The 3,150-nt window shown below is 70.6% G+C and carries 2 protein-coding genes; both read right to left on the bottom strand.

The features are described from left to right. Positions 1 to 56 precede the first annotated feature (56 nt). Positions 57 to 1,985: a tyrosine-type recombinase/integrase gene (locus LOY02_RS18720; protein ID WP_317183879.1), complete on the bottom strand. Its 1,929-nt coding sequence runs from the start codon at positions 1,983 to 1,985 to the stop codon at positions 57 to 59. Further along, complete coding sequence (locus LOY02_RS18725; RefSeq protein WP_317183880.1) at positions 1,951 to 3,036, bottom strand: tyrosine-type recombinase/integrase; 1,086 nt, start codon at positions 3,034 to 3,036, stop codon at positions 1,951 to 1,953. Before LOY02_RS18725 ends, LOY02_RS18720 begins: the two co-directional genes overlap by 35 nt. Positions 3,037 to 3,150 lie beyond the last annotated feature (114 nt).

A 3,150-nucleotide genomic window follows, 5' to 3' on the forward strand; every position in this document is an offset into this window, starting at 1 on the left:
CTAACCGGCTAATCGGCGCGGACTTCTTTCCGGTTCGGTCCATTTCGTTGTTTGCCTCACATGGCGGTCGGGCGTGTCGCGGCGTCGTCGATCAGGGTGGTCAGACGGTTGATGAGCCGCAGGTGACGTTCGGTTTCGGCGTCCCAGCCGCGGGTGGTGGCGTCCTCGACGAGAGCTTCCGCGTCGTCGCGTTGTGCGGTCAGCACGGGCAGGTAGCTGGCGGTGGTGTGGAAGCTGGGGCAGTGTTCGCAGATGTTCGCGTAGCTGCACGGGCCCTGGGCCGGGGCGCGGAGGCAGTAGCCGCCGGCGAGGGCGGTCTTGACGGTTGCGGTGGCGCGCCAGTCGTCCTCGTCGCCACCTCGCGTCGTCTCGTTCGGGTTGGGTAGAGCGCCGATGGTCTGTTTGGCCAGCTCCAGCGCCCGCTCGTACTCGGCACGGACGGTGGTGTCGAACAGGTGGCCGTAGCGCAGGCTCATTTCGGCGGACACGTGCCCGAGGATGGCCATCAGTGCCTGCAAGGAGACGCCGGCGTTGACCAGGGCGGTGGCGTAGGTGTGTCGCAGCTGGTGCGGGGTGACGTGCCCGATGCCGGCGCTCTTCGCGGCGCGGTCGAGCTCCTTGCGCAGCCGGTTCTGTCCGATGCGGTGGCCGTGGGCGGTGAACAGGAAGTCCGCGGGCCGTCCGGTGCGCGGGTGCGGGATCGGCCGTCCGGGGCTGCGGTGGGTGGTGATCCGGTCGATCAGCGCGAGGACCTGGGTGTCGATGGGGACCATTCGTTCGGTGTCGAGTTTGCCGAGGGGGACCTTGAGCCAGGAGCCGGAGCCGGGTAGGTCGATGACGGCGTCGAGCTCGAGGTCGAGCAGTTCCCCGATCCTCAGGCCGCAGGCGCGTTGCAGTAGCAGCGCGTCGGCGGCGAGCCGGTGCGGGGAAGCTTCGAGGGCCTCGGTGAGGCGCCGGTCGGCGTCTGGTGGCAGGAACCTCGGTAGGGGTTGGGGCAGGCGCGGGTTGTCGGAGGGGAACATCAGCCGCCGGGTGGGTGCCTCGGGCCAGTCCCACTCGGTGATCTCGGTCAGGAAGTTCGCGACGGCCAGGATCCGGCGGGCCTGTTCCGGGACGGACAGGAGCCCGCCGGACTTGGTGTTCGCTGCGGTGGTCAGGCTGGCCATCCAGGGTTCGATGTGCGCACACCGGTCGAGCGTCGCGGGGATGGCGTCCGGGTCGGTGTCGGCGAGGTAGGCGCCGAACGCTGCCAGTCTGGTGGCCAGCGAGGAGACGGTCGCGGGGCGGCAGGTGACGGACTTGTGCTGCAGGTAGCGCACCAGGATGGCGTGCATCGGCTCCGGGACGTGGGCCAGGCGCCGGGCGAAGGGCCAGCGCTGCTCGAACGGCTCGGGCAGCGCGGGCAGCACACCGAGGTGGTACAGCACGGTCTTGGCGCCGGTGGCGGTGGCCCGGTAGTGCTTCCAGGTGCGTCCGGTCGCGGCCTGCCGTGCGAGGCCGGCGACCGCGAGGGCGTCGAAGTCGTCGTGGCTGAGGTCGCTCAGGGGTTTGCCGGTGGCGAACAGCACCCGGGCGATCACCTGGGAGGCCATCGCCGAGGCGACCCGCTCGCTGTACCCACATGAGCGCGCCGCGGTGATGAAGGCGTCGAGGTCCTCCCCGATTCTGGTGCCCGGCACGTCGCGCCAGATCGAGGAGAACTTGCGGTGCACCAGGTACTCCCAACCCGGGTGGAGCCGTCCGGTGACGAGCAGGAACGTGATGAACGGGCGGGTGCCGCTGTTGGCAGTCAGCTGCACCGCGAGCGGCTCATGCTCCCAGGCGCGAACGACCGGCCAGCGCCGCAGGAACGTCTTGGCCCAGTACGTGAAGGCCGTGTTGCCTCGCCCGGTCCGCGCCTGGTGGGCGTGGTACGCGGCGAGCACCTCGGCAGGTGGCTCGTGCTGAGGCTCAATGGGTTTGGCGTTGGCGGCTGCGCGCGGCATCGTATTCGGCTTTCACGTGGGTCGGGGCGAGGTGGATGTAGCGGGCGGTGGTGTCGACGTGGGCGTGACCGAGCAGGGCCTGCATCACGGCCAGGTCCACGCCGGCCTCGGCCAGCGCGGTGCCGAACGTGTGCCGCAGCGCGTGCGGTGCCCCGGCCGGGACGCCGGAGGTGGCCCGGTGGTAGCGGAAGATGGTCCGCAGCCCGGCTGGGGTCAGCGGTTGTCCTCTCGTGGGGCCCTTGGCGACGAGGAACAGCGCCGCATGGTCGCCGTCTGGTCGCTCGGTCAGCAGGTACGCGTTCAGGACCGCGGCGACGTCCAGGTCGAGGGGGACCCGGCGGTCCTTGCCGCCCTTGCCGTGCACGGTCAGCCAGCGGCCGCCGATGTCGACGTCCGTGACCTGCAGGGCCAGGACCTCGCAGGAGCGCAGCCCGCAGTAGAGCATCAGCCCGGCCATCGCCAGATCCCGGTGGGTGCGTAGCCCGCCGAGCAGCCGGGTCACCTCGACCGCGTCCAGCGCCCGCGGCAGCCGGCGCGGGGTGCGCACCCGTAGCCTCGAACGTGGCGCGGGTCGTCGTTTGGTGTGCGCGAGCAGCCCGGACCGCTCCCCGTGAGCGAACCACGACGACGGGCGACCCTTCGGGATCGGCGACGAGCGGCCCGGCTCGCTCATCGCCAGATACTCGTACAGGCCGGTCACCGCGGCCAGGCGAAGGTTGATCGAGGCCGGCGCGAGCCGGTCCCGGCGCTGCCCATTCAGGTCGAGCACGTTCGGTCCGGGACGGCCCTTGATCGTCTCCTGCCGGCACGCGGACAGGAAGTCGAGCACGTCACTCGTCCTCACCTCATCGACGCTCAACCCTGCCGTCCTGAGCCACCGCGCGAACGCGAGGAGCCCGTACCCGTAGGTGCGGACCGTGCGCGGCGAGTAGTTCCGATCAGCCAGATAGCCCAGGTACGCGTTCATCGCCGACACCAGCGCGGGATCCGGGCCGGTCAGCAGCCACCGCCTCGCATCGCTGGGATCGGCCAACAAGGCCAAGCCCTCCATGCCCTCAGGCCTACGCCCGAACAGGCCCGACTTCCAGCACCTTCAATGCGGTTCCCGCCACCGGCCCGCTCAGGCGGCAAGCTCCCAGCGGTCGGATTGGCCGGTTAACAGGCA

The organism is Intrasporangium sp. (genome assembly GCF_032907665.1).
In the GTDB taxonomy this organism is placed as follows: Bacteria; Actinomycetota; Actinomycetes; order Actinomycetales; family Dermatophilaceae; genus Intrasporangium.

Coding starts and splice junctions, on each gene's coding strand:
- LOY02_RS18720 (WP_317183879.1), bottom strand. CDS start 1,985: ATGCCGCGCGCAGCCGCCAACGCCAAACCCATTGAGCCTCAGCACGAG.
- LOY02_RS18725 (WP_317183880.1), bottom strand. CDS start 3,036: ATGGAGGGCTTGGCCTTGTTGGCCGATCCCAGCGATGCGAGGCGGTGG.